Below are 23,532 nucleotides of genomic sequence, written 5' to 3'. Positions count from 1 at the left end.
GTGACCGAGCGCACTTTCGGTTGCGAAGACTATGAGTCGAAACGTTGCATCTGCGTTGCATCGGCGCCCATGCGCCGATCGAGCACGCGGATCTTCGCCTCGATCTGTGAATACAGTGGCGAATCACGGTCCACGGTCGATCGATACACCGCCCACGCGGCCGCATCGTCCCGGCCTTCCGCACCCGCGGTCCACTTGCTCAGGACGGCCGCTTCACCGGAACGCAACACGGCGGTCCGCAGGCGTACTCGCAATTCATCGCGAATGTCTATAACTCCCGGCGCATTCGAACGCGGCAGCGCCGGACCCGCATAGAGCCGCACGGCCGCATCGACATCACCGGAATCCAGCGCGGCCCGCAAAGCCTCCACATCCGTGGCGATCGGAACGCGCAAACGGTAAGGGCGCGAACCGAACACATTCGGACCCACCACCGAGCGCAATCGCGACATGGCGGCGCGAATCGTGGCGTTGTCCAGATCCGCGTCATCGAGCAGCAGCGCCAGATGATCCGCCGACAAACCCTCGGGATGTTCGGCGAGCAGCAGCAGGATCTCGGCATGGCGCTGCGACAACGGAACTCGCTCACCCGCCACCGTCAACTGCGGCTGACCCAGGCCGAGCACCTCGAGACCGAGCCGCTCCGGCATCGGGGCATCCGCGCCCGCGCGGCGATCATGACCCGAACGCACCGCCGCCAGCAGCAGATCCATCTCCGCCGCCGTCGCCGCCGCCTTCACCAGCGCCAGAATCTCCGGGCGCGCGACCCGCACGCCACCCGCGATCATCAGCACACCCACCAGGCGGCCGTCCGGATCGTGCACGGGCGCGGCCGCACCGGTGATCTGATGCATGCGATGCAGGAAATGCTCCGGACCGTGAATCCACGCGGCGCGACCGGTACGCACCACCAGCCCAACGGCATTGGTGCCCACCCGGCGCTCACTCAGATCATTGCCCTCGCGCAAACCGGCATCGGCGGCCGCCTGCACACGATCGGGATTACCGTGCACCGACAGCACCCGGCCGAATTGATCGGCGATAACGACGATCAGACCGGTACTGGTCGCGTCGCGCAGCAGCAGCTTGTCCACCAGGGGCATGACCGCCGCGATCGGGTGCGCGTCGCGATAACGTTCGAGATCAGCGCCGCGCAGTCCGCGGCCGTCGTTGTCGTCCATGGGATCGACGCCGCCGCGCACACTGCGCAGCCACGACTCGAGCACCATCGGTCGCAACAAACCAGGCAGCTGACCCAATTGTTCGCCGCCCACACTGAGATATCCGTGGGCTTGCGCGGCATAGGCCTCGAGCGCACCCAACTGAGTGCCCGGTTCGGCACCGTGCTGCGGACTGCTCCCACCTGCGAGATTGCTGACCATTTGCCTTTCTTTCCGTACCCGAAGAGTACCGACCGGCTACCGCACACAACTACGAGACCGATCGTTTGTCCCGCAGGTCACACCGGAAACCGAACCACGCAGAATGTGAGCCCCGTCTAATTGCGGATCCGCCACGGGACTGCGTCATACGGTGTAAGCACGGGGTTGTGGAGGATATCGACCTGACCGCACTGGACCTGTTCACGGCCGGGTTTCCACACGCGCTCTTCGACCGGCTCCGGGAAAACGCCCCGGTCCACTGGCATTCGCCCACCCCGCACACCCCCGGCGGCGAAGGATTCTGGGTACTGAGCCGATACGCCGATATCGTCGGCGCGGCCGGAGATTCCGCGACCTATTCCTCACAGGGCGGCGGAAACCGTTCCGGCGGCGGCACACTCATCGAAGACCTGCCCACCGACTGGGCCGCCGGAGTTTTGCTCAACATGATGGACGACCCCCGGCACGCACGCGTACGGCGCCTACTGACACCCGGTGTCGCGCCGCGCACACTGCGGCTCATCGAGAACGAACTGCGCGAACGGGCATTGGCCATCGTCGCGGCGGCGGTCGCCAAGGGCGAGTGCGACTTTCTCATCGACCTCGCCGCCGAACTTCCGCTCCAGGCGGTCGCGCACTTGCTGGGGGTGCCGCAGGAAGACCGGCATCAACTGTTCGGCTGGGCCAATGTGGCGCTGGATTACCGAGATCGCGAACTCGGCGAAGTCACCGCGCGCACCCGGCAGGCGGTCGCCGAGACGCGGGCCTACGGAACACGATTGCTGGCGGCCAAGAAACGCGATCCCGCCGACGATCTGCTGTCGGTCGCCGCCACCGCCACCATCGACGGCGCACCGCTCTCGGATATGGAGCAGGCCATGCTGTTCAGCCTGCTCATGGCCGCCGGCAGCGAAACCACCCGCAACTCCGTCGCATTGGGCATGGCGGCGCTCATCGAACGACCCGAACTCTGGCGCGCGCTTCGGGACGATCGTTCGTTGCTGGACGGGGCCATCGAGGAAATACTGCGCTGGGCCTCCTCCACCCCGTACAACCGGCGCACCGCCACCCGCGACCACGAACTGCACGGTCAGCTCATCCGGGCCGGGGACAAGGTCACGCTCTGGTGGGCCTCGGCCAACCGCGACGCGGCGGTCTTCCCCGATCCGCACCGCTTCGACATCACCCGAAAACCCAATCCGCACCTGGCATTCGGGCGCGGCGGCCACTTCTGCCTCGGCTCGGCCCTGGCCCGGATGGAGATGCGCGTGGTGTTCACCGCGCTGCTCGATCAGGTCGAGAAGGTCGAACTCACCGGGGCGATCGAATACACGCGCAGCAACAAGCACACGGGTGTGCGGCATATGCCGGTGCGGTTGACCGCGCGCGAGTGAGTCACGAACGGCCGGTGCGGGGCGTGGATCCCGGCCGCAAGCGCGCCGGGATGACGGGGCGAAATCAGTTGGGGGGCAGGGTGGGTCGCAGGGCGGCGAGGTCGCGGAGTTTGGCCGCGCCCCACCAGAGGCCGGTGCCGTAGGCCACGTCCTCCAGGCGTTTGCAGGCCACGTAGCGGGTCGGGTCCAGGCTGCCGGTCTCGCGGTGGATGAACCAGTCGGCCAGGCCGTCGGCCACCGCGATCGTCACCGCGAGGTGGCGGATGCGGCGCGAGCACAGCATGCCCAGCAGGGTCACCGGCCAATAGTGGCGGCACAGGGAAGAGGCCAAACGCCAAAGGCCGCCGGAGAATCCGCGCGCCATATATATGGCGGACACGCGGGTCGGGTTGTCGAGTTCGGCGAATACCCGGCGTAGTCGGAAGAGCGTGGCGACCAGGGTGAGCACACCGCCGACCGCACCCCAGCGGGTCAGGGTGCCGAAGAGCAGGGCGGCCACGGCCGTCCAGATCGGGATGGACAGCGGTGCGGCCATACCCGCGTGCCGCTGACCCAGGGGCGCTACGCCGGTGCCATGGGTTACTTTGTGCGCGAACCACTTTCGCAGCGAGACCGGGTTGCTGTGCGCCACCCGGGCCGCCGGTTCGTAGCGCAGCCGCCAGCCCGCGCGATCCAGCCGCCAGCACAGGTCGATATCGCCGCCCGCCGCCATGGACTCGTCGAAACCACCCTCGGCCAGTAACGCCAAGCGGCGCACCAGCAGTGCGGTGCTCGGCACGTACGGCACCGGGCCGTGCGCCTGCACCGCCGATTCCCGGCGGCCGCGATGCAGTGAACCGCGGGTGTGCTCGTAGCGGGCCAGCAGCGTGGAATCCGGATCCATGGCCAGGATGCGCGGGGCCACCAGCGCCACCTTCGGATCGCTGAAATGGCCGAGCATGACCTCCAGCCAGCCGGTGCGCGGCACCACGTCCGGATCCAGGAAGGCCACGAATTCGGTCGCGGCACAGCGCAATCCGAAATTGCGGGCGGCGGCCGCGCCATGGCGTCTATCGCGGCGCAGCACCGTCACCCGGCAGCGATTGGCCCGCGCCAGCGGAATACGAACCGGTTGGTCCGATCCGTCGTCGACCACGATCACCGCATAACCGCGCAATGCGGACAGCAACCGAGTCAGACCATCCGGATCATTGTGCACCGGAACGATAACCGTGACGTCCTCCAGCGAAGGCAGCAATCGCGGCCGCGGATTAGCCACACCGGAATCGAGCAGACGTCTGGCAACCTTCGCAGACGTCGGATCCTTCACTTCGAGGTACCCGTCACCGATCATGGCCGCAGCCTCCGGCGCAAGGCGGAGCAATCGGTTCGGCGTGCCGCCGACCAGGAACCGTCCACCGGAGTAAGTGCGCACCCGCGGATCGATTCGCACCCCGAAACCATCGGGAAGGCGATCATGGCGCATTCCTGAAATGCTAGGTCAGCACACCGTCGGCAATCATGATTGGCGCGCCGCTCACTATCACCGATAGTCCATAAGTCCGTGCGGATCACAGCGGCGGAACCGATCGAACACCCGGCGCTCTACACTGCGGGGGCGGAAAAACCGGCAGGTGAACAGGCAGGAACGGAAATCCGGTGGCATGGGAGTAGGACGTATGCAGACCAGCGGGGGCGGGAGTAACACTCTCTCCGAAGCAGAGATCGTCGAAGCCGCATTGCGGGTGGTTCGTCAGGACGGCGTGGAAAAACTCTCCATGCGCCGGCTCTCCCGCGAACTCGGCGTCTCCCCGATGGCTCCCTATTACTACGTCGCCGACAAGCGCGAGCTACTCGATCTCGTCGCCACCGCCGCCCTCACCGGAGTACGCAAGCAGCCACCCGAATTCGGGCCCTGGCAAATGCGATTGCGCGACCTCATCGATCAGATCGACGAAAAACTGCGCAGGCACCCGGGACTCGGCGATGTGCTCATCGAGCAGATGCTCGGCAAACAGCTCGACCTCATCGCCGCGGTGATGGAGATCCTGTTCGACGCCGGATTCAACGAACGCAATGTGCTCGCCGCCTATGCGACCATCCACACCTATCTGTTCGGGCGCAGCAAGGTGAATCCGCGCGATCGCGGGGCACTGCAGGATCGCGCGCTGCCCGAAGCGGTGGAAAGAGCCATGAAACACCTGGGCGACCTGCGCGGAAAGTATTCCTACGACTTCTCGATGGATGTGCTGGTCGCCGGTCTCGAAGCTCAGCTTGTCCGGCAGCGAGACAGCACCGTATAGTTAAACTAGAACACGTTCTAGTTTGGGCACACTGGGCCGGAATCCCATACCGCGCCGGGTTCGAGAGGACACTATGACCACCGTCGACGTACCGCACAGCTCACGATCGGTTGTGCTGCGGGTCTCCGCGGTCATCAACGAGACAGCCGACGCCGTATCGCTGGTATTCGACGTCCCCGAGGATATGCGCGAACGCTTCGCGTACCAGCCGGGCCAATTCCTGACCCTGCGCATTCCCAGCGACCTCACCGGGTCCGTCGCGCGCTGCTACTCGCTCGCCAGCTCACCGCACACCGACGACAAGCCCAAGGTGACCGTCAAGCGCACCGTCGACGGCTACGCCTCGAACTGGGTGTGCGACAACCTCGTCGCGGGCAGTGAGATCGAAGTACTGCCGCCCTCCGGCGTTTTCACACCAAAGAACCTGGACGAGGATCTGCTGCTGTTCGCGGCGGGCTCCGGCATCACACCGGTCATGTCGATCCTGAAGTCCGGGCTCTCGCGCGGCAACGGGCGCATCGTGGTCGTGTACGCCAACCGGGACCACGAATCGGTCATCTTCGCCGCCGAGCTCCGCGAACTCGCGGACAAGCATCCGCAGCGGCTCGTGGTCATCCACTGGCTGGAGCACCTACAGGGCCTGCCGACCGCCGACGCGCTCGCCACCCTCGTCGCGCCCTACTCCGGGTACGAGGCGTTCATGTGCGGGCCCAAGCCCTTCATGGATCGCGTACACGACGCGCTCGCGCAGAACGAGATGCCGCGCAACCGGACTCACGCCGAGGTCTTCAACTCGCTGTCCGGCGACCCGTTCGCCGATGTCGCGCCCACCGAGATCAGCGATGAGGAAGCCGCCGACGCGGCGACCGTCGAGGTCGAACTCGACGGCCAGACACACGAACTCACCTGGCCGCGCAGCCAGACGCTGGTGGACATCATGCTCTCCAAGGGCTTGGACGTGCCCTACTCCTGCCTCGAAGGCGAATGCGGTTCGTGCGCCTGCACCGTGGTCGAGGGCTCGGTCGAGATGGAGAACGCGGAGATCCTGGATCCCGAGGACATCGCCAACGGCTACATCCTCGGCTGCCAGGCACGGCCGACCACCGATCGGCTCAAGATCCAGTTCTAGCCTCGGACAAAAGAATTCGGCCGTCGCATCAGCGTGATGCGACGGCCGATTCTCGTCAGTACGCCGAGAAGACGTTGGCGATGGTGCCGTAGCGGTGGGCCGCGTAGTTGCAGGCGGCGGTGATGTTGGCGATCGGGTCGTAGATGTCCCAGGAGGTGCCTTCGACGTGGTACGCCTGGAAGGTGGGGTCGATCACCTGGAGCAGGCCCTTGGAAGGGATGCCCGCGGCCGCGTTGGAGTCGTAGAGGTTGATGGCGCGCGGGTTGCCGCCGGACTCGCGGATGATGTTGCGGAAGATGCTGTCGTAATCGCCCGGGATGTTGTTCTTGCCCATGACGTAGAGCGCGTTCTTGATCCAGCCGTCCAGATCATCGGTGAAGGTCGGAGGCAGCAGCTCGGTGTACGGCGCGGGCAGCGTCTGGGTGAACTGGCGGATCTGATCCTGCTGCGGCGCGGGCAGCGTGCGAGCGAACTGCTGCGCCTGCTCGACGGGCTGCTGCAGCTCCGCCGGGACGCCGGGGACATCGGCATGCGCCTGGACGGGCACGACCGCGAGCGCGGCGAGTACGGCTAGGGGAAACAGTTTTCGCATTCTGATGACCTGCTGACTTATGTGGTGAACACCGCCGCCGGAGGCGTCTCGGATCGCGGAGGATTCCGCATGAAGGTCGAGTACGTCCGGCTATAACCGGACGCGCGGTCTGTTCTTGGTAAGTCACAGAATGATTGCGCTAGGTTAACGTAAACTTAACTGAAGATGAACAGATAGATCGGCGGGCAGGCGCGACTGCTACGCGTTCCACCGATTCCCCCGCTCAGCGCAGGGATCGGTAGTGCACCCGCTGCTCAGAAGTCAGGTGTTCTGTGGCGTAGCTCAAAGCTGTCCGGCCCATAGCCGGTGCGTGTGCGTCGAGAAATCCGGTGAGAATCGCGCGATCCACCCGCTTACCGATTTCGCGCAGCATCCAACCCACCGCCTTCTGAATCAGATCGCGTTTGTCATCCAGGAACCGCTCGCACAGTTCCAGCGTCGTACCGGTATCCCCCGCCTTGATGAACGCGAAAGTCGTCAGCAAAGCCACCCGCCGCTCCCAGAGCGAATCAGCGGCTGCCAACTCGAACAGCACATCGCGCGGCCGCTCCAGCAACCACGGGCCGAGCACGAACTCCGCAGACGCGTCCACCAGATCCCAGTTGTTCACCCGGCCCCGGCGCACCGCCGCCAAATACAGCTCCGTGATGCGCTGCTGCGCCGCCACATCGGAACCCCGTTTACGCGTGGCCCGCGCCATCTCCCCATTCAGAATGATCAGACCCGCCAGCCGATGCTCGTGCACCGCGCTGTCGAGCAATAGATCGATCTCCGAAAGCGGCATCCCCGCGAACGGTTTCACCACCGCCCGCGTCTTGGGCACCCGCACCCCGATGAACACATCCCCCGCGCCGTACTCACCCGGCCCGGTTTTGAAGAAGCGCTGTAGATGCACAGCGTCCCCGGCATCGGCGACCTTCGACAATTCCCCCTGTACCGCCGCCGCGGTCAATTCGCCAGTCACCCCACCATGATCGGGTAGGGCACCGACACCAACGCCGCTCCACGCCGGAGCGGTAAATCGTCAACCGGCATCATCTGGTCCCTGCTCCGCGAATTCGAGGAGCGCACCGGACGATGCGCGATATCAAGCGGTTTCAGCCGCGGCCTGTAACAGCACCTCGCCGAATCGGCGCATATGATCCGGACCGCCGTACCAGGCCGCCACCAGATCCACCGCGGCCGTACGGGTGCGGCGCGCCGCCTCGGCCAATTCCGCGACCGAACTCGCACCGGACTCCGCGGCCTGGGCCGCGACCTCCAGGTCATGGCTGGCCACCAGCAGGCCCATGATGTGATGCAGATCGATATTGGGGGCGTCCTCGGCGCGGAACTGCCGGGCGCGCTCGCCATCGGCGTTCGGAACCGGCTGCGGCAGTTCGGGTTCCGGCGCCGCCCGGCGGCCCGACGCGGCGTTCGACCGATCCGCGCGACGCGAGATCCCGTTCGTCTCCGGCGCGGCGTGACCGGCGGGCGAATTCACCTCCGGGGCGGCACGCCGGGCGGGCGCTTCCACCTCGATCGAATGCTGGGCTGCGAGTTCGGGTTCCGGGGCGGCGCGCCGGGACGGGAGATCGGGCTCCGGAGCGGTGCGCCGGGGGGCGGGCTCGGGCTCCGGAATCGCACGCCAGGACGCGAGCTCCGGCTCGGGCGTCGCGCGCCAGGAGGCGAGCTCCGGCTCCGGAATCGCACGCCGCGATACGGGTTCGGGATCCGCGAGGGCCTGCGGGGCGGAATCGGATTCGGCGGCCGCCCGGCGCACCGCCGCCTCGAGCTCGGCCGCGCGGCGCAGCGACGCCTCCAAATCCTGTGCGGCGCGGCGCGAGGATTCCAGATCCTGGGACGCGCGACGCGAATCCGCCTCGGTGATCGCGTGCCCATTGGCGGCCGGGGGGAAATCCGCGGTGAAGTTGGGCGCGGCATCGAAATCCTGCACCGAGCGACGCGCGGGCGTATCCACCTCCGGCGTCGACAGACGCGGTGTCGAGGAGAAATCCTGTACCGAACGCCGCTGCGGCGGATCCGATTCGGCGGTGCGGCGGGTCATCGGCGACGACCACTGCACCGGCTGTTCGGGCTGGTCCAGGGCGGTACGGCCGAGCGTGGCGTGGGAGCCGGTATCGACGCCGGTCAGCGCCGGAGAGCCGTAACCGTTCGAATCGGCGCCATTCGGATTGGTGAGGCGGTAGTTCTCCTGACGCGAGTTCCGCGAAGAACTCGAGCCGTTGGTGAAATCGGCATCCATGGGCGACATTCTTACCGCTCCACCGGGGCCCATGCGAGTCGGGCCGCGGCGAAAGCGATTCACGAGCAACAGTATTGGGGGATTGACGGTATATCAGCAGTTCGACGGCGCGGGCTCACCCCGCAACCGCGCATCCAACCAGGCCAGCGCCGACGGCACCCCGAACACCGCGGCGGACAGGTGCTCGGGCGAGGCGTTCACATCCATTTGCAACCGCACCCCCGCCGCACAATAGCGTCGATCGGTATTGACTATGGCATCCACCGGAATCAGCGGATCACTCGGCGAATGCCATTCGAACACCGGCATATTCGGCACCCCGTCGAACAGCTCCAGACTGTTCTCCCGCAACACGTCCTGAACACCCGGATCATCGATCATCGAAGTGCTGGCGGCGAATTCGCGAGCGCTGTGACCGGCGCCGACCGCCATGATCTCATTGGTGCAGCCATTGGCCATGGCATCGCGCGCGGCCAGGCCCTGGCGGTTCATCTGGGTGCTGACGGGCAGCCGATCCGGATACTCGCGCTCCAAACCGATCGCCGCCGCCATCGCCAAACCGAAGGCCGGATGCGGTTGCCAGCCGAGCGAAGTCACCATCTTCACCATATTCATGGGCACACCACCGGTGGCCGCGCCCGCGATGCGCAAACCGGGCGCATACGACGCGGCCAGGGCCGCCGCCCACGCCGTCGCCATCCCGCCGCCCGAATAACCGGCCATCGCCACCGGACTGCTCGCCACCGCCAGTTCCGGCAGGCGCTGCGCCGCGCGAATACCGTCCAGGGTGATCTGACCACCCAATTTGGCTGCGCCATAGGCGAAATTCGGGCCCAGATGATCGGGCAGCGCCACCGACCAGCCGCGCCGCAGCGCCACATTCAAGGCGACCGATTCCTTGACGAACAGATTCGGGTCCGAGGTGTACAGCACCTTCGAGACCGCGCACTGACTACCCAGGCCATTGATGATGTGCTGATACGACAGCAGCGGACCGTCCGGGCGATGCTCGCGCGGGGTCAGCACCGTGGTGATCGCCGCGATCGGCGCGCCCCGCGAATTCGTGGAACGAAATTTGATCAGCGTGACGGTGGTCTCCGGAAAGAACGGCAGCGGCGGCATGGTTCGGGAATCCAGCACATCACCCGGTTCGTGTCCCGCCAGATCGGCGGGCTGCGCGTAGAAGGGGTCCGGATCGGGCCGCGGGTACACGGGATCCGCCGTGGCGGCCGGAGCGGCGGCGATCACCACGCCTACCGTGACCGCTCCCGCGAGCCTTAGTGTGCGTAGCAACCATCTAGCCCGCATCCGCGCCTCCACCATGATTCCGCTGTTGGCGGGATATTTCCCACCTACAACGAGTGTCGTAGTGAAACGTTTCAGACGGTGCAGCGACACACCAGCAAATCAACTAACCCAGCTGCGCCATACCGGCCGCGACCACCTGCGCCACATTGAAGATCTCATCCGAGGTCGGCAACGGCAGACCGTCCAGCGCATGCAATCGATCGGTGCTCGCGATCGCGAACATGGCCGAGACGAAGGCCGCCGCGCAGGCCCGCAGGGTGTTGGGCTGCACCGGATCCGGCGCACTCGCCTGCAACACCCGAGCGGTGATATCGAGCATCTGATCACGCATGCGCCGCAACTGTTTCCGCACATCCGGGTGCGTATCGGCTTCGCGCCACATGATCACCCGCAACACCCCGGAGCGGGTATCCCGAAGATTCAGCGCCGCATCCAGATTCACCAGGCTCTTCACCGGATCGCCCGGGGCGACCAATGATTCGATGTCATCGATCGGCTGCGCCGGGACCCGCTCCGCCATCAACGCCGACAGAATGGCGTCCTTGGCGGGGAAATAATAGAAGACCAAACCCTTGGGAACCCCGGCCGCCGCGGCTATCGCGGCGGTCGGGGTCGCATCGAATCCCTGTGCCGCGAAAAGCTTTTCCGCGGCATCGAGAATGAGCTGACGAGCGTCGCCGTCCAGCTTCCTGGTCCGGCGGCGCCCCGCTCCCGGTCGACGCATCTGCATCAGTGGCTGGCGCCCAGGTGCAGACGGCCCGTCACCGCGGGCATGGCCGACAGTGCCATCACGACGCTCAACGCGCCGACGACCCACGCGGTCCACGAGGCCCCGCTGTAGGAATCGAAGCTCATCACCCAGGGGGAGATGAACAGCAGTGCGCCCAGTACCAGCAGCGCGTAGTCGGCGATGCCGCCGAGCAGATCGCCGATCAGGCCCAGACCGGTGAGGGCGATCAGCACGCCCAGCACGACCAGGGACCACAGGGCCTTGTCGTTGTGGCCGACCCACAGGGGCGACAGGGCGGCGACGGCGCCGAGGATAACGGTCACCGCGTGGGAGCGGCTCTCGGTGAACATGGGGTGCCTCCTAAAGGCTGAGGATATGTCCTACTTTCCGGTTTAGTCCTGATTGACCGCCCGATCAATAAAGTCCCGGCTACGATTCAGCACCTGATCGGATGTGACCCGTGACACAGCGTCAAGCCCCCTCCGGAACCGATATGGTGAGCACCATGTCGCAATCGGTAGAACACGTTCTAATTGTCGGGGCCGGGCTGGCCGGACTGCGAACCGCCGAAGAGCTGCGACGCGCAGGTTACGAAGGGGAACTGACCCTGCTCGGCGACGAGCCGCACGCACCCTACGACCGGCCCCCGCTGTCCAAACAGTTCATCCGCGGCGAAATCGACGACACCGCTCTGCGACCCGCCGAATTCTTCTCCGAAAACCGCATCGACCTGCGCCTCGGAGTCACCGCCACCGGCGTGGACACCGCCGCCCGGCAGGTGCGCCTCGGCAACGGCGACACCATCGGCTACGACCGGCTCGTCATCGCCACCGGACTGCGGCCCCGGCGCATTCCCAGCTTCCCGGACGCCACCGGCGTACACGTGCTGCGCACCCATGACGACGCCAGCGGGATGCGCGAACAGCTCGCCACCGCACGGCACGCGGTCGTCGTCGGCGCGGGATTCATCGGCTGCGAACTCACCGCCAGCTTCCGCGCGCGCGGGGTCGACGTGACGCTGGTGGAACCGCAGGCCACTCCCCTGGCCGCCGCGCTCGGCACCGAGATCGGCGAACTCGTGGCGCGCATGCATCGCGAAGAAGGCGTCGATGTGCGCTGCGGCATCGGCGTCGAAGCCCTGCTGATCACCGATTCCGCTGCCTCCCAAGATGATTCGCGTCCCGCGGTGACCGGCGTGCGACTCGGCGACGGCAGCGTCGTCGACGCCGACCTGGTCGTGATCGGCGTCGGCTCGGTACCCGTCACCGAATGGCTGGCCGACTCCGGCCTCCCACTCGCCGCACCCGCCGACGGCGGCGGCGTGCTCACCGACGAGAACGGATACACCGGCATCGACGGCGTCTGGGCGGTCGGCGATGTCGCGGCCTGGCGCGGCGCGCACGAAGCCGGGCGCAACCGGCGCGTCGAACACTGGACCAACGCGGGCGAACAGGCGCAACTGCTCGCCGCCGCGCTGCTCGGCACCGAACCGCCCGCCGCCGTGCGGGTTCCGTACGTGTGGAGCGATCAGTACGACGTCAAGATCCAGGTGCTCGGCACCCCCGCCCTCGCCGATGAGGTACAGATCGTCGAGGACAAGGGGCGCAAGTTCCTGGCCCATATGTTCCGCGACGGCACGCTCGTGGCCGTCGTGGGCGCGGGCATGACCGGCAAGGTCATGAAAATGCGCGGACAGCTCGCCGCCGCGCGCCAAACCCCGGTCGGCTGAGCCATCGTCAGTGCTGTTGAGCCCGGGCGCGCAGCTTGGCCGCGCGCTCGCTCGGGTCGTAATCCGGGCCCACGCCCTCGATCAACAAAAGGTCACCGTCGATGTGATCGGTCCGCAAATGCAAGATCTCTTGATATGCGGGCGAGGCGTACCAGGCCCGCGCGCGCTCCATGCTCGGGAACTTCAGCAGCACCATGCTGCCCGGCCACTCCCCCTCCACCACCTCCACCGGCTCACCGTGAATGACGAACCGGCCGCCGAACGGATCCAGGGTGGCCTGAATCCGTTCCAGATACTCCAGAATCTCCGGATGCGGACGCCGAACCCGCAAATGCGCGAACCCATACGCGGACATGGGGCACTCCTTCGCTCGAACCTGCCGCCACTGGACGACGACCACCTCGAACGCTAGAACCGCCCCGCGCCGAACCCAATTACCTCCCAGGTAAAGCCGCAATCCGGACCCGCGGTTCGCGAGCGCCGACAGGCTTTCACTACCGTGGCAGATGTGATCGTCGCGCTCATCGATTCCGGACTCGGGATGCTGCCCACTGGGGCGTGGTTGCGCAAGCTGCGGCCCGATATCGATCTACTGCTGCAAATGGACCCCGACGGCGCGCCCTGGGGACCCAAACCCGAGCCGTGGGTGATCGACCGCGTGCTCGAGACCGCCCGCGCATCCTTGCGTGAAGGCGCGGAAGTCATTGTGGTGCCCTGCAATACGGCCAGCGTGACCGCGCTGGAACCGCTGCGTGCCGAGGTCGGGCCCGGCATACCGGTGATCGGCACCGTCCCGGCCATCAAACCCGCCGCCGCGGCCTGCCGGAAGGTCGCCGTCTGGGCGACCGCCGCCACCACCGCCAGCGCCTACCAGGCCGACCTCATCGCCCGCTTCGCCGGCGAAGCCGAGGTCACCGGGGTCGCCTGCCACGGACTGGCCGACGCCATCGACCGCGGCGATCTGCCCGCCGTCACCGCGGCCATCACCAGCGCCGCCGCCCGCACCCCCGCCGATACCGAGGGCATCGTGCTGGGCTGCACGCACTATCCCCTGGTCATCGACGCCATCCTGGCCGCGCTGCCGCCGGGCATCCGGGTCTTCGACAGCGCCGAAGCCGTTGCCGCCCAAACCCTGCGGCGCATGGACGCGCTCGGCCGCCCCACCGCCGGCACCGCCGTCACCCGGGTGCTCACCAGCAACCGGCCCGGCGCCATGCCCGCCGCCGCCGCGGCCTTCGACTCCGGCCGCCTGCTCGGCGCGACACCGCATCCGCTCGGCTCGGTGCCCACCGCCTGAGGTTTGGCCGGCGCGGGGCCGGGCAGACCCCAATATGAGCACAGCGGAGGAAGAACAGGCCCGGCCCGTCGTTCCAGAACCGGAAGTAAGCGACGAACACCGGCGGCGAGCGGCGCAGATCGCCGAAAGCTACAACGAGGATCGGCCGACGACCATTCTGCCCGGCAGCGGCGGCACCGTCTCCGGGACAGCGGTGAACGACTGGGTCGACGAAAACGGCGACCCCATCTACGGACGGGACGAACCCGGTCCGCCGGACTCCGACTGACCCGGTACGGTGGCGATCACCATATTCGCGGCCGGGTCCGCGCGGGCGATGAGTGTGCCGTCCGGAGACCAGAAACCGCTGCCACCGGTGGTCGAATTCCCTTCGAATTCACCGGTGTAGGCGGAAAGCACTGTCCAACAGTCATTTTCGACGGCCCGGTCACGCAGGTGCCCATCTCGGCGAGATTCCTTACCGGACAGGTAGAGCGCGCCCGCCAGGTAGATCTCCGCGCCCGCGGCCACCGCGCCACCGGCGTGTTCGGGGTAATTGAGATCCGCGCAGATGGCCAATCCGAGCCGATGTCCATCCACCTCGAATGTCGTGAAAGTCGTTCCGGGGACGAATATTTCAGCTTCCACGCCGTGCAGGTGATGCTTCGCGTAGGTGGCGGCGAGCTCGCCATGGTCATCGAAAACCAAGGCGGACAAGGCATATCCGTCATCGACCGGAAGTATCGCACCGACAACCGCGTACACGCCGTATCGCGCGCACGCGGCGCGCAACGGTTCCAGGCGCGAATCATCCTCGCGCACAGCGAGTTCCGAAAGCCTCGGGGCGATCGACTCCAGCTCGTAGCCGACCAGCGACAGCTCGGTGAACAACACCACCCGCGCGCCCGCCGCCGCGGCCTCGGCCAGCACCGCCACGTGCGCGGCGACGTTCTCATCGATATCGACGGGCACACAGGCGAGCTGGGCGGCGGCGAGAGTCAGCGGTGAGCGCACCGGGAAAGTCTTTCAGACAGCGAAAAGGGCCGCTCCCCAAGGGGAACGGCCCTTCTCAGCGATTCAGCGGACTAAATCACTTGACGATCTTGGTGACGCGACCGGCACCGACGGTGCGGCCACCCTCACGGATCGCGAAACGCAGGCCCTCGTCCATGGCGACCGGCTGGATGAGCTTGACGCTCATCTCGGTGTTGTCGCCGGGCATGACCATCTCGGTGCCCTCGGGGAGGGTAACGACGCCGGTCACGTCCGTGGTACGGAAGTAGAACTGCGGGCGGTAGTTGTTGAAGAACGGGGTGTGGCGGCCGCCCTCGTCCTTCGACAGGATGTACGCCTGGCCCTCGAACTCCGTGTGCGGAGTGGTGGTGCCCGGCTTCACGACGACCTGGCCGCGCTCGACATCTTCACGCTTGATGCCACGAACCAGCAGGCCGACGTTGTCGCCCGCCTGGCCGTTGTCGAGCAGCTTGCGGAACATCTCGATGCCGGTGATGGTGGTCTTCGTGGTCTTCTCGCGGATGCCGACGATCTCGACTTCCTCGTTCACGTTCACGATGCCACGCTCGATACGACCGGTGACGACGGTGCCACGACCGGTGATCGTGAAGACGTCCTCGATCGGCATCAGGAAGGGCTTGTCGGTCTCACGGACCGGGTCCGGGATCGACTCGTCGACGGCGTTCATCAGTTCGATGATCGACTCGGCCCACTTCGGGTCGCCCTCGAGCGCCTTCAGACCGGAGACGCGCACGACCGGCGCATCCTCGTCGAATTCCTGAGCGGCCAGCAGTTCGCGGACCTCCATCTCGACGAGCTCGAGGATTTCCTCGTCGTCGACCATGTCCGACTTGTTCAGCGCGACCAGGATGTAGGGCACGCCGACCTGACGGGCGAGCAGCACGTGCTCGCGGGTCTGCGGCATCGGGCCGTCGGTGGCGGCCACGACCAGGATCGCGCCGTCCATCTGCGCGGCACCGGTGATCATGTTCTTGATGTAGTCGGCGTGGCCGGGGGCGTCTACGTGGGCGTAGTGACGCTTCTCGGTCTGGTACTCGACGTGGGAGATGTTGATCGTGATACCACGAGCCTTCTCCTCCGGCGCCTTGTCGATCTGGTCGAACGCGAACGCCGCGTTCAGGTCCGGGTACTTGTCAGCCAGCACCTTGGTGATCGCCGCGGTCAGCGTGGTCTTGCCGTGGTCGACGTGACCAATGGTGCCGATGTTGACGTGGGGCTTCGTCCGCTCGAACTTCGCCTTCGCCACTGTGGTCCTCCTGGACTAGTTAGTGCGTGCTTTTTTGCAGCAGTGCAGGTTTGAATAACTGGGGGTCGATCAGGAAACCGGAGGCTATTCGCCGGTCGCCTTGGCGATGATCTCCTTCGACACATTGGCCGGAACCTCTGCGTACGAATTGAACACCATGGAGAAGTTGGCCCGGCCCTGGGTCTTGGACCGCAGGTCACCGATGTAGCCGAACATCTCCGAAAGCGGAACCAGCGCCTTGACGACACGGGCACCACTGCGCTCCTCCATGGCCTGGATCTGGCCACGGCGAGAGTTCAGGTCGCCGATCACTTCGCCCATGTAATCCTCGGGCGTGATGACCTCGACCGCCATCAGCGGCTCGAGGATCACCGGACCGGCCTTGCGGGCCGCTTCCTTGAGGGCCGCGGAACCGGCGATCTTGAACGCCATTTCCGAGGAGTCGACCTCGTGGTAGGCGCCGTCGAGCAGCGCGGCACTCACGTTCACCAGCGGGAAGCCCGCCAGCACGCCGTACTGCATGGCGTCCTGGATGCCGGCGTCCACCGAAGGGATGTACTCGCGCGGAACGCGACCACCCGTGACCTTGTTCTGGAACTCGTAGGTCGCGCCGTCCTCGGCATCGACCAGCGGGGCCAGAGCGATGATCACGCGGGCGAACTGACCCGAGCCACCGGTCTGCTTCTTGTGGGTGTACTCGTGCTTCTCGACCGTCTTGGTGATGGTCTCGCGGTACGCGACCTGCGGCTTACCGATGTTCGCCTCGACCTTGAACTCGCGCTTCATGCGGTCCACGTAGATGTCGAGCTGGAGCTCGCCCATACCACCGATGATGGTCTGGCCGGTCTCCTGATCCAGCTTCACATTGAAGGTGGGGTCCTCTTCGGCGAACTTCTGGATCGCGCCGCCGAGCTTCTCCTGATCGGCCTTGGTCTTCGGCTCGATCGCGACCTGGATAACCGGGTCCGGGAAGGTCATGGACTCCAGCACGATCTGGTTCTGCGGATCGCACAGGGTGTCACCGGTGGTGGTGTCCTTGAGGCCGATGACCGCGTAGATGTGGCCGGCGACGCCCTCGGGAACCGGGTTCTCCTTGTTGGAGTGCATCTGGAACAGCTTGCCCAGACGCTCCTTCTTGCCCTTGGTCGCATTGATGACCTGGGCGCCGGAGTCGACGCGACCCGAGTACACGCGCACGTAGGTCAGCTTGCCGAAGAACGGGTGCGTGGCGATCTTGAACGCCAGCGCCGCGAACGGCTCGTCGACGGACGGCTTGCGGGTGAGGACTTCGTCTTCCTTGCCCGGCACGTGGCCCTGCACGGACTCGACGTCCAGCGGGGTCGGCAGGTAGTCGACGACGGCGTCGAGCATGGGCTGAACGCCCTTGTTCTTGAACGCCGAACCACACAGCACCGGGTACAGCTCGGAGGCCACGGTCATCTTGCGGATGGCGCCCTTGACCTCTTCGATCGAGAGCTCTTCGCCACCGAAGAACTTCTCCAGCAGCGCCTCGTCCGACTCGGCGACGGTCTCGAGCAGCTCCTGGCGGTACTGCTCGGCGCGCTCCTTGAGGTCGGCCGGGATCTCGACGACCTCGTAGGCCTCACCGAGCTTGGTGTCGCCGCGCCACACCTTGGCATTGTTCTCGACCAGGTCGACGATGCCCTCGAAGGTATCCTCGGCGCCGATCGGGAGCTGGATCACCAGCGGGCGCGCGCCCAGGCGGTCCTTGATGGTCTGCACGGTGAAGTAGAAGTCCGCACCGAGCTTGTCCATCTTGTTGACGAAGCAGATACGCGGCACGTCGTACTTGTCGGCCTGACGCCACACCTGCTCGGACTGCGGCTCGACGCCCTCTTTACCGTCGAAGACGGCGACGGCGCCATCGAGGACGCGGAGCGAACGCTCCACCTCGACGGTGAAGTCGACGTGCCCGGGGGTGTCGATGATGTTGATCTGGTTGTTGTTCCAGTAACAGGTCGTCGCGGCCGACGTGATCGTGATGCCGCGTTCCTGCTCCTGCGCCATCCAGTCCATGGTGGCGGCGCCATCGTGAACTTCACCGATCTTGTACGTGATGCCGGTGTAGAAGAGGATGCGTTCGGTCGTGGTCGTCTTACCCGCATCGATGTGGGCCATGATGCCGATGTTGCGGACCTTGTTCAGGTCTGTGAGCACTTCCTGTGCCACGGAAATCTTCCCCGCTCGTAGCTAGTTGGGAACTTCGGGAACGACCCTGGCTTCTCCAGCGGTCATCACTGTGTCAACGCCCTGCGCGGCGCATAGGTGCCGCGCAGGGCTGCGACTCGACTCCCGGCCCATCCCCGGAAGGGGACGGGCCGGGCGTCCAATCACCAGCGGTAGTGCGCGAACGCCCGGTTGGACTCGGCCATCTTGTGGGTGTCCTCGCGACGCTTCACCGAAGCGCCCAGACCATTGCTGGCATCCAGCAGTTCGTTCGCCAGACGCTCGACCATGGTCTTCTCACGGCGTGCGCGGGAGTAGTTGACCAGCCAGCGCAGCGCCAGGGTGTTGGCGCGGCCCGGACGGACCTCGATCGGCACCTGGTAGGTGGCGCCACCGACGCGGCGGGGCTTCACCTCGAGGGCGGGCTTGACGTTGTCCAGCGCGCGCTTGAGGGTGACGACCGGATCGGTGCCGGTCTTCTCGCGCGCCTGCTCGAGGGCGCCGTAGACGATGCGCTCGGCGGTGGACTTCTTGCCGTCCAGCAGGATCTTGTTGACCAGCTGAGTGACCAGCGGGGACCCGTAGACCGGGTCGTTGATCAGCGGACGCTTGGGTGCGGGGCCCTTGCGTGGCATATCAGCTCTTCTCCTTCTTGGCGCCGTAGCGGCTGCGAGCCTGCTTGCGGTTCTTCACACCCTGGGTGTCGAGCGAGCCGCGGATGATCTTGTAGCGCACACCCGGGAGGTCCTTCACACGACCGCCGCGAACGAGCACCATCGAGTGCTCCTGCAGGTTGTGGCCTTCGCCGGGGATGTACGCCGTGACCTCGACCGCGCTGGTCAGGCGAACACGCGCGACCTTACGCAGCGCGGAGTTCGGCTTCTTCGGGGTCGTGGTGTACACGCGGGTGCACACGCCACGACGCTGCGGGCTCCCCTTCAGGGCCGCGGTCTTGGTCTTGGAGACCTTGTCGCGACGACCCTTGCGGACCAGCTGGTTGATGGTTGGCATAGACCGGCTTTCCTTATTAGTAACCAGGTGTCTGGAACTTCATGTCTTGGTCATTCGAGCTTTCCGCCCAGTTCCCACGGCATTTCCTTGCCACGAGGTCGGGCGTGTCATGCGCAGCGCGTTTCCCGGAATCCGGGCACGCTGGAACGGTCAGCCGCTCTCGCTGGCCTACGTACTGCGCACAAACCTGCCCGAATGCTTCCGGGCACAGCGGTCCACGATACCCGCACGCTTTCAAGGGGGCAAAAAGGGGTACCCACGCCGAGGCTGGTAAAGGGGCTATCGCGCGAGATTGAGAGTCAACTCCACCAGCTTGCGGGCCGCTTCGCACGGATCGCCGTGACTGGAACCGGCGCGATAGTTCACCCACCAACCGACGATCCCGGTGTCGGCGGCGGGTGCGCTGACACCGCAGGAGTCCGGGTCATTGGGGCGATGCGTCTCCAGTGAGCGACGGCCCTGCACGGTTATGTCATTGGTCACATATCCGAGCCGGTCGTTATTGGACTTCTCGTTCGCGAGCGAACCCTCCTCGTACCAACTGAGGGTCACCATGCCGCTGCCCGAGGTGCCGCCGGACAGATCCCACATGCAGACCGCGCCGTTGAAGGACGGGTTCGCGTAGGTGCCCTCGCCGACGGTTTTGGCGATGTCGTCATTGGAGACGACCTCGCATTCGCGCAGCAGCTTGTCGAAATTGGTGTTGATCTTGCCGCCGCCGGTGCTCGTGGTGCCGCCCGCGGGGAGCGCGGTGCCGGGCACGGTCTTACCGCAACCGGCGACCACGGTGGTCAGGGCCAGCACTGCGAGCAGCGCCGCGCCCCGGGTTCGCCGCATGCCCGTACTCCCCCTCATCCGAGCCGCTGCACGGTCAGTTCGGCCATCTTGTGGGTGCGGTCGCACGGATTGCCCAGATTGCCCGCACCGAAGACGCCGTAGGACATGGACCATTCGAAGAAGTCGTCATCGAGTTGCACCGCGAGATCGCAGACGCTGCCGCGCGGGTCCAGGGCCTGGAAGCCCTTCTTACCGCCGACGTCGATGGTCTGCGGATCGCGGCCGACGCTGGCCACCCACGCCTTCTCACGATCGATGGGACTGCCGCGGTAGGAGGCGAATGTGACGCTGGCCGAGGTCATTCCGGCGGCCTGCCAATTGCAGCCGACCGCGTTCTTGAAGACCGAGGACACGGTGCCCAGACCGCCGAGATCGCGCACTTCGTCGTCGGTGAGGTGACCGCATTCACCGACGAACGGACCCAGCGTGGCCACCTTCGGAGGTGGTCGCAGAGGTCCGCTCGGGGTGTCCGAATCGCCGCTTCCCCCACACGCCGACAACAGCAACGCGAGGCTCAGCCCCGTGACGATGGCCGACGTCATCCGCATGGCCTGAACTCTACTGGGTTCGGCCCCGGGCGCTCGGCTCAGAGGTTTCCGCGGGCCTCCTGCTCGCGTTCGATGGCTTGGAAGAGGGCTTTGAAATTGCCCTTGCCGAAGCCGAGGGAGCCGTGTCGTTCGATGAGTTCGAAGAAGACGGTGGGGCGGTCGGTGATGGGTTTGCAGAAGATCTGGAGCAGGTAGCCGTCCTCGTCGCGGTCGACCAGGATGCCGCGGCTCTGTAATTCCTCGACGGGTGCGCGGACGTGGCCGATGCGCGAACGGAGTTCGGCGTCTTCGTAATAGGTGTCGGGGGTGTCCAGGAATTCGACGCCCTCGCGGCGCAGGGTGTCCACGGCGGTGAGGATGTCGCCGGTGGCGAGTGCGATGTGCTGCACGCCCGGGCCGCGATAGAACTCCAGGTATTCGTCGATCTGGGAACGCTTGCGGCTCACCGCGGGTTCGTTGAGCGGGAATTTGACGCGGTGATTGCCATTGGCGACCACCTTGCTCATGAGCGCGGAGTATTCGGTGGCGATATCGTCGCCGACGAATTCGGCCATGTTCTCGAATCCCATGACGCGGCGGTAGAACTCGACCCAGGTGTCCATCTGCCCGAGTTCCACATTGCCGACCACGTGGTCGATGGCCTGGAAGACGCGTTTGGGCGCACCCGGGCGCGGCTCGAAATTCGAACGGCGCGTGACGAAACCGGGGAGGTAGGGGCCGTCGTAGCGCGAGCGGTCGATGAGGGTGTGCCGGGTTTCGCCGTAGGTGGCGATGGCGGCGGAGCGGACGGTGCCGAATTCGTCGGTGTCGTCGTGTGGTTCGACCAGGACGGTCGCGCCCTGTGCGCGGGCCCGGGCGATGCAGCGGTCCACATCGGGGACCTCGAGGGCGATATCGGTGACGCCGTCGCCGTGCCGGTCGTGGTGGGCGATCAGTGGACTGTCCGGGTCGACCGCGCCGCGCACCACGAAACGTGCTCCGCCGCTGCGTAATACGAAGGCCTTGTGATCGCGGTTTCCGGTTTCGGGGCCGGAGTAGGCCTCCAGGCGCATGCCGAAGGCGGATTCCAGGAAGTGCGCGGTCTGGGTGGCGTTGCCGACCGTCCAGACCAGGGCGTCCCAGCCGATCACCGGGAACGGGTCGGCGGCCGCGTCGTGGTCTATCAACCCGACCAGTTGGCGAAGATCATCGGACTCTGTCTCGGCGAGCCGCTGTGCAGCAACCTCGATGCTCATGTGTCCAGGTAATCGCCACGGGGGTCAGCTGGGCAATATCGGCGTGTTCGAGTAGACACCCTGGCGGATTACGCCACCATCTCGGGCCTCGTGCTGGACAATTTGAATACCTCGACACCCCGAAGCGGAGGTCCCGCCATGGCACGCACTCCGGCCAAGCTGGACGAATTGGATCTGGCCATTCTGACCGCCATGCACGAATACCAGAAGGCGGGGATTCTGGAGCTTTCCAGGCGTACCCGGGTCGCGCGCGCGACGGTGCAATCCCGCATCGCGCGCATGGAGGAGGCGGGTGTCATCGCCTCCTATGATCCCCAAATCGATGTCACCGCAGCGGGTTTCGACGTGCAGGCGTTCGTAACGCTGGAAATCGCGCAGGGCGCGCTGGAGGCGGTCGCGGCCGATCTGGAGGCCATCCCCGGCGTGCTGGAGGCGTACGCCACCACCGGATCCAGCGATGTGCTGTGCCGGATCGGGGCGGATTCGCATGCCGGATTGCAGAGCGTGCTGCTGAGCATCGATCGCAGCACGTCCATTTCGCGGTCGCACAGTGTGATCGTGCTGTCGACGGTGGTCACGCAGCGCACGCTGCCGTTGCTGCGCACGCTGGCCCCGTCCGGATCGAGTAAGGCTCCGGCGTATCGCAATTCGCACTAGCGAGGTGTGGATCCCGGCCGAAAGCATGCCGGGATGACGGGGGCGCTCAGAGCCGGGTCATGCGGGTTATCAGGCCGCAGACGTGGGCTTCGGCGGCGGTGCGGGCTTCACGGGGGTCGCCGGATTCGAGGGCCTCGAGGATGCGGCGGTGTTCGCGTAGGGCGGTGCGGCGGTTGCGGGGGTGCGTCCACAGGTCGCCGCGGTAGAGGTGGGCCTGGGCTTCCAGACGGGCGAGTTCGTCGGCGAGGGTGCGGTTTCCGGACCGGTCGCGGATGAAGGTGTGGAATTCCAGGTCGAGGGTGGCGTCGCGGGCGGGATCGGCGTTATCGCGGAGATTGGCTTCCTGCCCGGTGAGCATGGTGCTGAGTTTGCCGAGATCGAATTCGGTGACCCGGGTCGCCGCGCCCGCCGCGGCGAGACCGTCCAGCACCGCGCGCACCTCGAGGACATCGCGGATCTGGCCGTCGTCGACGACGGCGACGCGGGCCCCCGCGTGCGGGACGTTCACGGCCAGACCCTCGTAGATGAGCTGCTGTACGGCCTCGCGGACCGGGCTGCGGCTCACCCCGAGGCGGGCGGACAGGGCGAGCACGCTCAGCGGTGCGCCCGGTTCGAGTTCACCGGACAGGACGAGCTGGCGCAGCTGCCGGTGCACGGAGGGGCCGAGTAGCTCGCTGTCCGCTTCGGTCATGGCCGTCCTTTCCTGATT

Annotated in this window: 25 protein-coding genes; 7 read left to right on the top strand and 18 right to left on the bottom strand. The window is 66.1% G+C overall.

The window, feature by feature from the left end; translation table 11 throughout:
- Positions 1-29 precede the first annotated feature (29 nt).
- Entirely contained in the window at positions 30-1,382 is a 1,353-nt protein-coding gene (locus tag ACFVUS_RS31710; RefSeq protein WP_364642629.1) for a GAF domain-containing protein, read from the bottom strand.
- Positions 1,383-1,549: 167 nt separating this feature from the next.
- On the opposite strand from ACFVUS_RS31710, the gene ACFVUS_RS31705 reads away from it, so the two are divergent.
- Entirely contained in the window at positions 1,550-2,776 is a 1,227-nt protein-coding gene (locus tag ACFVUS_RS31705; RefSeq protein WP_387774937.1) for a cytochrome P450, read from the top strand.
- 64 nt (positions 2,777-2,840) lie between these two features.
- Here the strand turns inward: ACFVUS_RS31705 and mftF are convergent, their stop codons facing one another.
- Positions 2,841-4,241, bottom strand: coding sequence for a mycofactocin biosynthesis glycosyltransferase MftF (gene mftF / locus ACFVUS_RS31700; RefSeq protein ID WP_387774934.1), 1,401 nt, complete (start codon positions 4,239-4,241; stop codon positions 2,841-2,843).
- A 193-nt stretch (positions 4,242-4,434) separates the two neighbouring features.
- Here mftF and mftR2 point away from each other — a divergent pair, with 193 nt between their 5' ends.
- Together mftR2 and ACFVUS_RS31690 are read left to right on the top strand one after the other, a co-directional pair.
- A complete protein-coding gene (mftR2, locus tag ACFVUS_RS31695; RefSeq protein ID WP_375964527.1) occupies positions 4,435-5,058 on the top strand; it encodes a mycofactocin system transcriptional regulator MftR2 in 624 nt (207 codons plus the stop codon).
- Positions 5,059-5,131: 73 nt separating this feature from the next.
- On the top strand, positions 5,132-6,187 hold the full coding sequence (locus ACFVUS_RS31690) for a 2Fe-2S iron-sulfur cluster-binding protein (RefSeq protein WP_387774931.1): 1,056 nt from the start codon (positions 5,132-5,134) through the stop codon (positions 6,185-6,187).
- 55 nt (positions 6,188-6,242) lie between these two features.
- Here the strand turns inward: ACFVUS_RS31690 and ACFVUS_RS31685 are convergent, their stop codons facing one another.
- The 6 genes from ACFVUS_RS31685 to ACFVUS_RS31660 all read right to left on the bottom strand — a co-directional run bounded on the left by ACFVUS_RS31685 (position 6,243) and on the right by ACFVUS_RS31660 (position 11,412).
- On the bottom strand, positions 6,243-6,779 hold the full coding sequence (locus tag ACFVUS_RS31685) for a transglycosylase SLT domain-containing protein (RefSeq protein ID WP_387774928.1): 537 nt from the start codon (positions 6,777-6,779) through the stop codon (positions 6,243-6,245).
- 223 nt (positions 6,780-7,002) lie between these two features.
- Complete coding sequence (locus ACFVUS_RS31680) at positions 7,003-7,743, bottom strand: DNA alkylation repair protein (protein WP_387774925.1); 741 nt, start codon at positions 7,741-7,743, stop codon at positions 7,003-7,005.
- Positions 7,744-7,866: 123 nt separating this feature from the next.
- Positions 7,867-9,024: a hypothetical protein gene (locus ACFVUS_RS31675; RefSeq protein WP_387774922.1), complete on the bottom strand. Its 1,158-nt coding sequence runs from the start codon at positions 9,022-9,024 to the stop codon at positions 7,867-7,869.
- Between the two features lie 93 nt (positions 9,025-9,117).
- Positions 9,118-10,332, bottom strand: a complete 1,215-nt coding sequence (locus ACFVUS_RS31670) for a lipase family protein (protein ID WP_387774920.1) — start codon at positions 10,330-10,332, stop codon at positions 9,118-9,120.
- 103 nt (positions 10,333-10,435) lie between these two features.
- Positions 10,436-11,056, bottom strand: a complete 621-nt coding sequence (locus tag ACFVUS_RS31665) for a TetR/AcrR family transcriptional regulator (protein ID WP_387774918.1) — start codon at positions 11,054-11,056, stop codon at positions 10,436-10,438.
- Positions 11,057-11,061: 5 nt separating this feature from the next.
- Complete coding sequence (locus ACFVUS_RS31660; RefSeq protein ID WP_375964512.1) at positions 11,062-11,412, bottom strand: SPW repeat protein; 351 nt, start codon at positions 11,410-11,412, stop codon at positions 11,062-11,064.
- Positions 11,413-11,567: 155 nt separating this feature from the next.
- Here ACFVUS_RS31660 and ACFVUS_RS31655 point away from each other — a divergent pair, with 155 nt between their 5' ends.
- Positions 11,568-12,791 (top strand): NAD(P)/FAD-dependent oxidoreductase, encoded by a 1,224-nt coding sequence (locus ACFVUS_RS31655; RefSeq protein WP_387774916.1) that lies wholly within the window; start codon positions 11,568-11,570, stop codon positions 12,789-12,791.
- 7 nt (positions 12,792-12,798) lie between these two features.
- On the opposite strand, the gene ACFVUS_RS31650 is transcribed toward ACFVUS_RS31655, so the two are convergent.
- Entirely contained in the window at positions 12,799-13,146 is a 348-nt protein-coding gene (locus ACFVUS_RS31650; RefSeq protein WP_387774914.1) for a DUF1330 domain-containing protein, read from the bottom strand.
- 153 nt (positions 13,147-13,299) lie between these two features.
- Here ACFVUS_RS31650 and ACFVUS_RS31645 point away from each other — a divergent pair, with 153 nt between their 5' ends.
- Positions 13,300-14,088: a glutamate racemase gene (locus tag ACFVUS_RS31645; RefSeq protein WP_387774912.1), complete on the top strand. Its 789-nt coding sequence runs from the start codon at positions 13,300-13,302 to the stop codon at positions 14,086-14,088.
- Positions 14,089-14,122: 34 nt separating this feature from the next.
- Positions 14,123-14,356 carry a hypothetical protein gene (locus tag ACFVUS_RS31640; protein ID WP_387774910.1) on the top strand — a complete coding sequence of 78 codons (234 nt, stop codon included), beginning with the start codon at positions 14,123-14,125 and terminating at the stop codon, positions 14,354-14,356.
- Here ACFVUS_RS31640 and ACFVUS_RS31635 read toward each other — a convergent pair.
- From ACFVUS_RS31635 to hppD, 8 genes are all read right to left on the bottom strand, one after another.
- On the bottom strand, positions 14,317-15,081 hold the full coding sequence (locus ACFVUS_RS31635; RefSeq protein WP_387774908.1) for a carbon-nitrogen hydrolase family protein: 765 nt from the start codon (positions 15,079-15,081) through the stop codon (positions 14,317-14,319). The genes ACFVUS_RS31640 and ACFVUS_RS31635 overlap by 40 nt on opposite strands.
- A 76-nt stretch (positions 15,082-15,157) precedes the next feature.
- Positions 15,158-16,348, bottom strand: coding sequence for an elongation factor Tu (tuf, locus tag ACFVUS_RS31630; protein WP_387774906.1), 1,191 nt, complete (start codon positions 16,346-16,348; stop codon positions 15,158-15,160).
- A gap of 84 nt (positions 16,349-16,432) precedes the next feature.
- A complete protein-coding gene (fusA, locus tag ACFVUS_RS31625) occupies positions 16,433-18,538 on the bottom strand; it encodes an elongation factor G (RefSeq protein WP_387774903.1) in 2,106 nt (701 codons plus the stop codon).
- Between the two features lie 161 nt (positions 18,539-18,699).
- Entirely contained in the window at positions 18,700-19,170 is a 471-nt protein-coding gene (rpsG, locus tag ACFVUS_RS31620; protein WP_364642683.1) for a 30S ribosomal protein S7, read from the bottom strand.
- 1 nt (position 19,171) lies between these two features.
- A complete protein-coding gene (gene rpsL / locus ACFVUS_RS31615) occupies positions 19,172-19,546 on the bottom strand; it encodes a 30S ribosomal protein S12 (RefSeq protein WP_019049359.1) in 375 nt (124 codons plus the stop codon).
- A gap of 279 nt (positions 19,547-19,825) precedes the next feature.
- On the bottom strand, positions 19,826-20,383 hold the full coding sequence (locus ACFVUS_RS31610; protein ID WP_387774899.1) for a DUF3558 domain-containing protein: 558 nt from the start codon (positions 20,381-20,383) through the stop codon (positions 19,826-19,828).
- 14 nt (positions 20,384-20,397) lie between these two features.
- The gene (locus tag ACFVUS_RS31605) at positions 20,398-20,931 is read right to left on the bottom strand and encodes a DUF3558 domain-containing protein (protein WP_387774896.1); all 534 of its coding nucleotides are present in this window, start codon (positions 20,929-20,931) and stop codon (positions 20,398-20,400) included.
- 38 nt (positions 20,932-20,969) lie between these two features.
- Positions 20,970-22,166 carry a 4-hydroxyphenylpyruvate dioxygenase gene (hppD, locus tag ACFVUS_RS31600; protein ID WP_387774893.1) on the bottom strand — a complete coding sequence of 399 codons (1,197 nt, stop codon included), beginning with the start codon at positions 22,164-22,166 and terminating at the stop codon, positions 20,970-20,972.
- Between the two features lie 138 nt (positions 22,167-22,304).
- Between hppD and ACFVUS_RS31595 the strand changes: the two genes are divergently transcribed.
- The gene (locus tag ACFVUS_RS31595) at positions 22,305-22,823 is read left to right on the top strand and encodes an Lrp/AsnC ligand binding domain-containing protein (RefSeq protein ID WP_364642696.1); all 519 of its coding nucleotides are present in this window, start codon (positions 22,305-22,307) and stop codon (positions 22,821-22,823) included.
- Between the two features lie 46 nt (positions 22,824-22,869).
- Here the strand turns inward: ACFVUS_RS31595 and ACFVUS_RS31590 are convergent, their stop codons facing one another.
- A complete protein-coding gene (locus ACFVUS_RS31590) occupies positions 22,870-23,514 on the bottom strand; it encodes a GntR family transcriptional regulator (RefSeq protein ID WP_387774888.1) in 645 nt (214 codons plus the stop codon).
- Positions 23,515-23,532: the final 18 nt, after the last annotated feature.

The organism is Nocardia sp. NPDC058058, assembly GCF_042885355.1.
GTDB lineage: Bacteria > Actinomycetota > Actinomycetes > Mycobacteriales > Mycobacteriaceae > Nocardia.
This window is presented reverse-complemented; position numbering and strand designations above follow the sequence as displayed.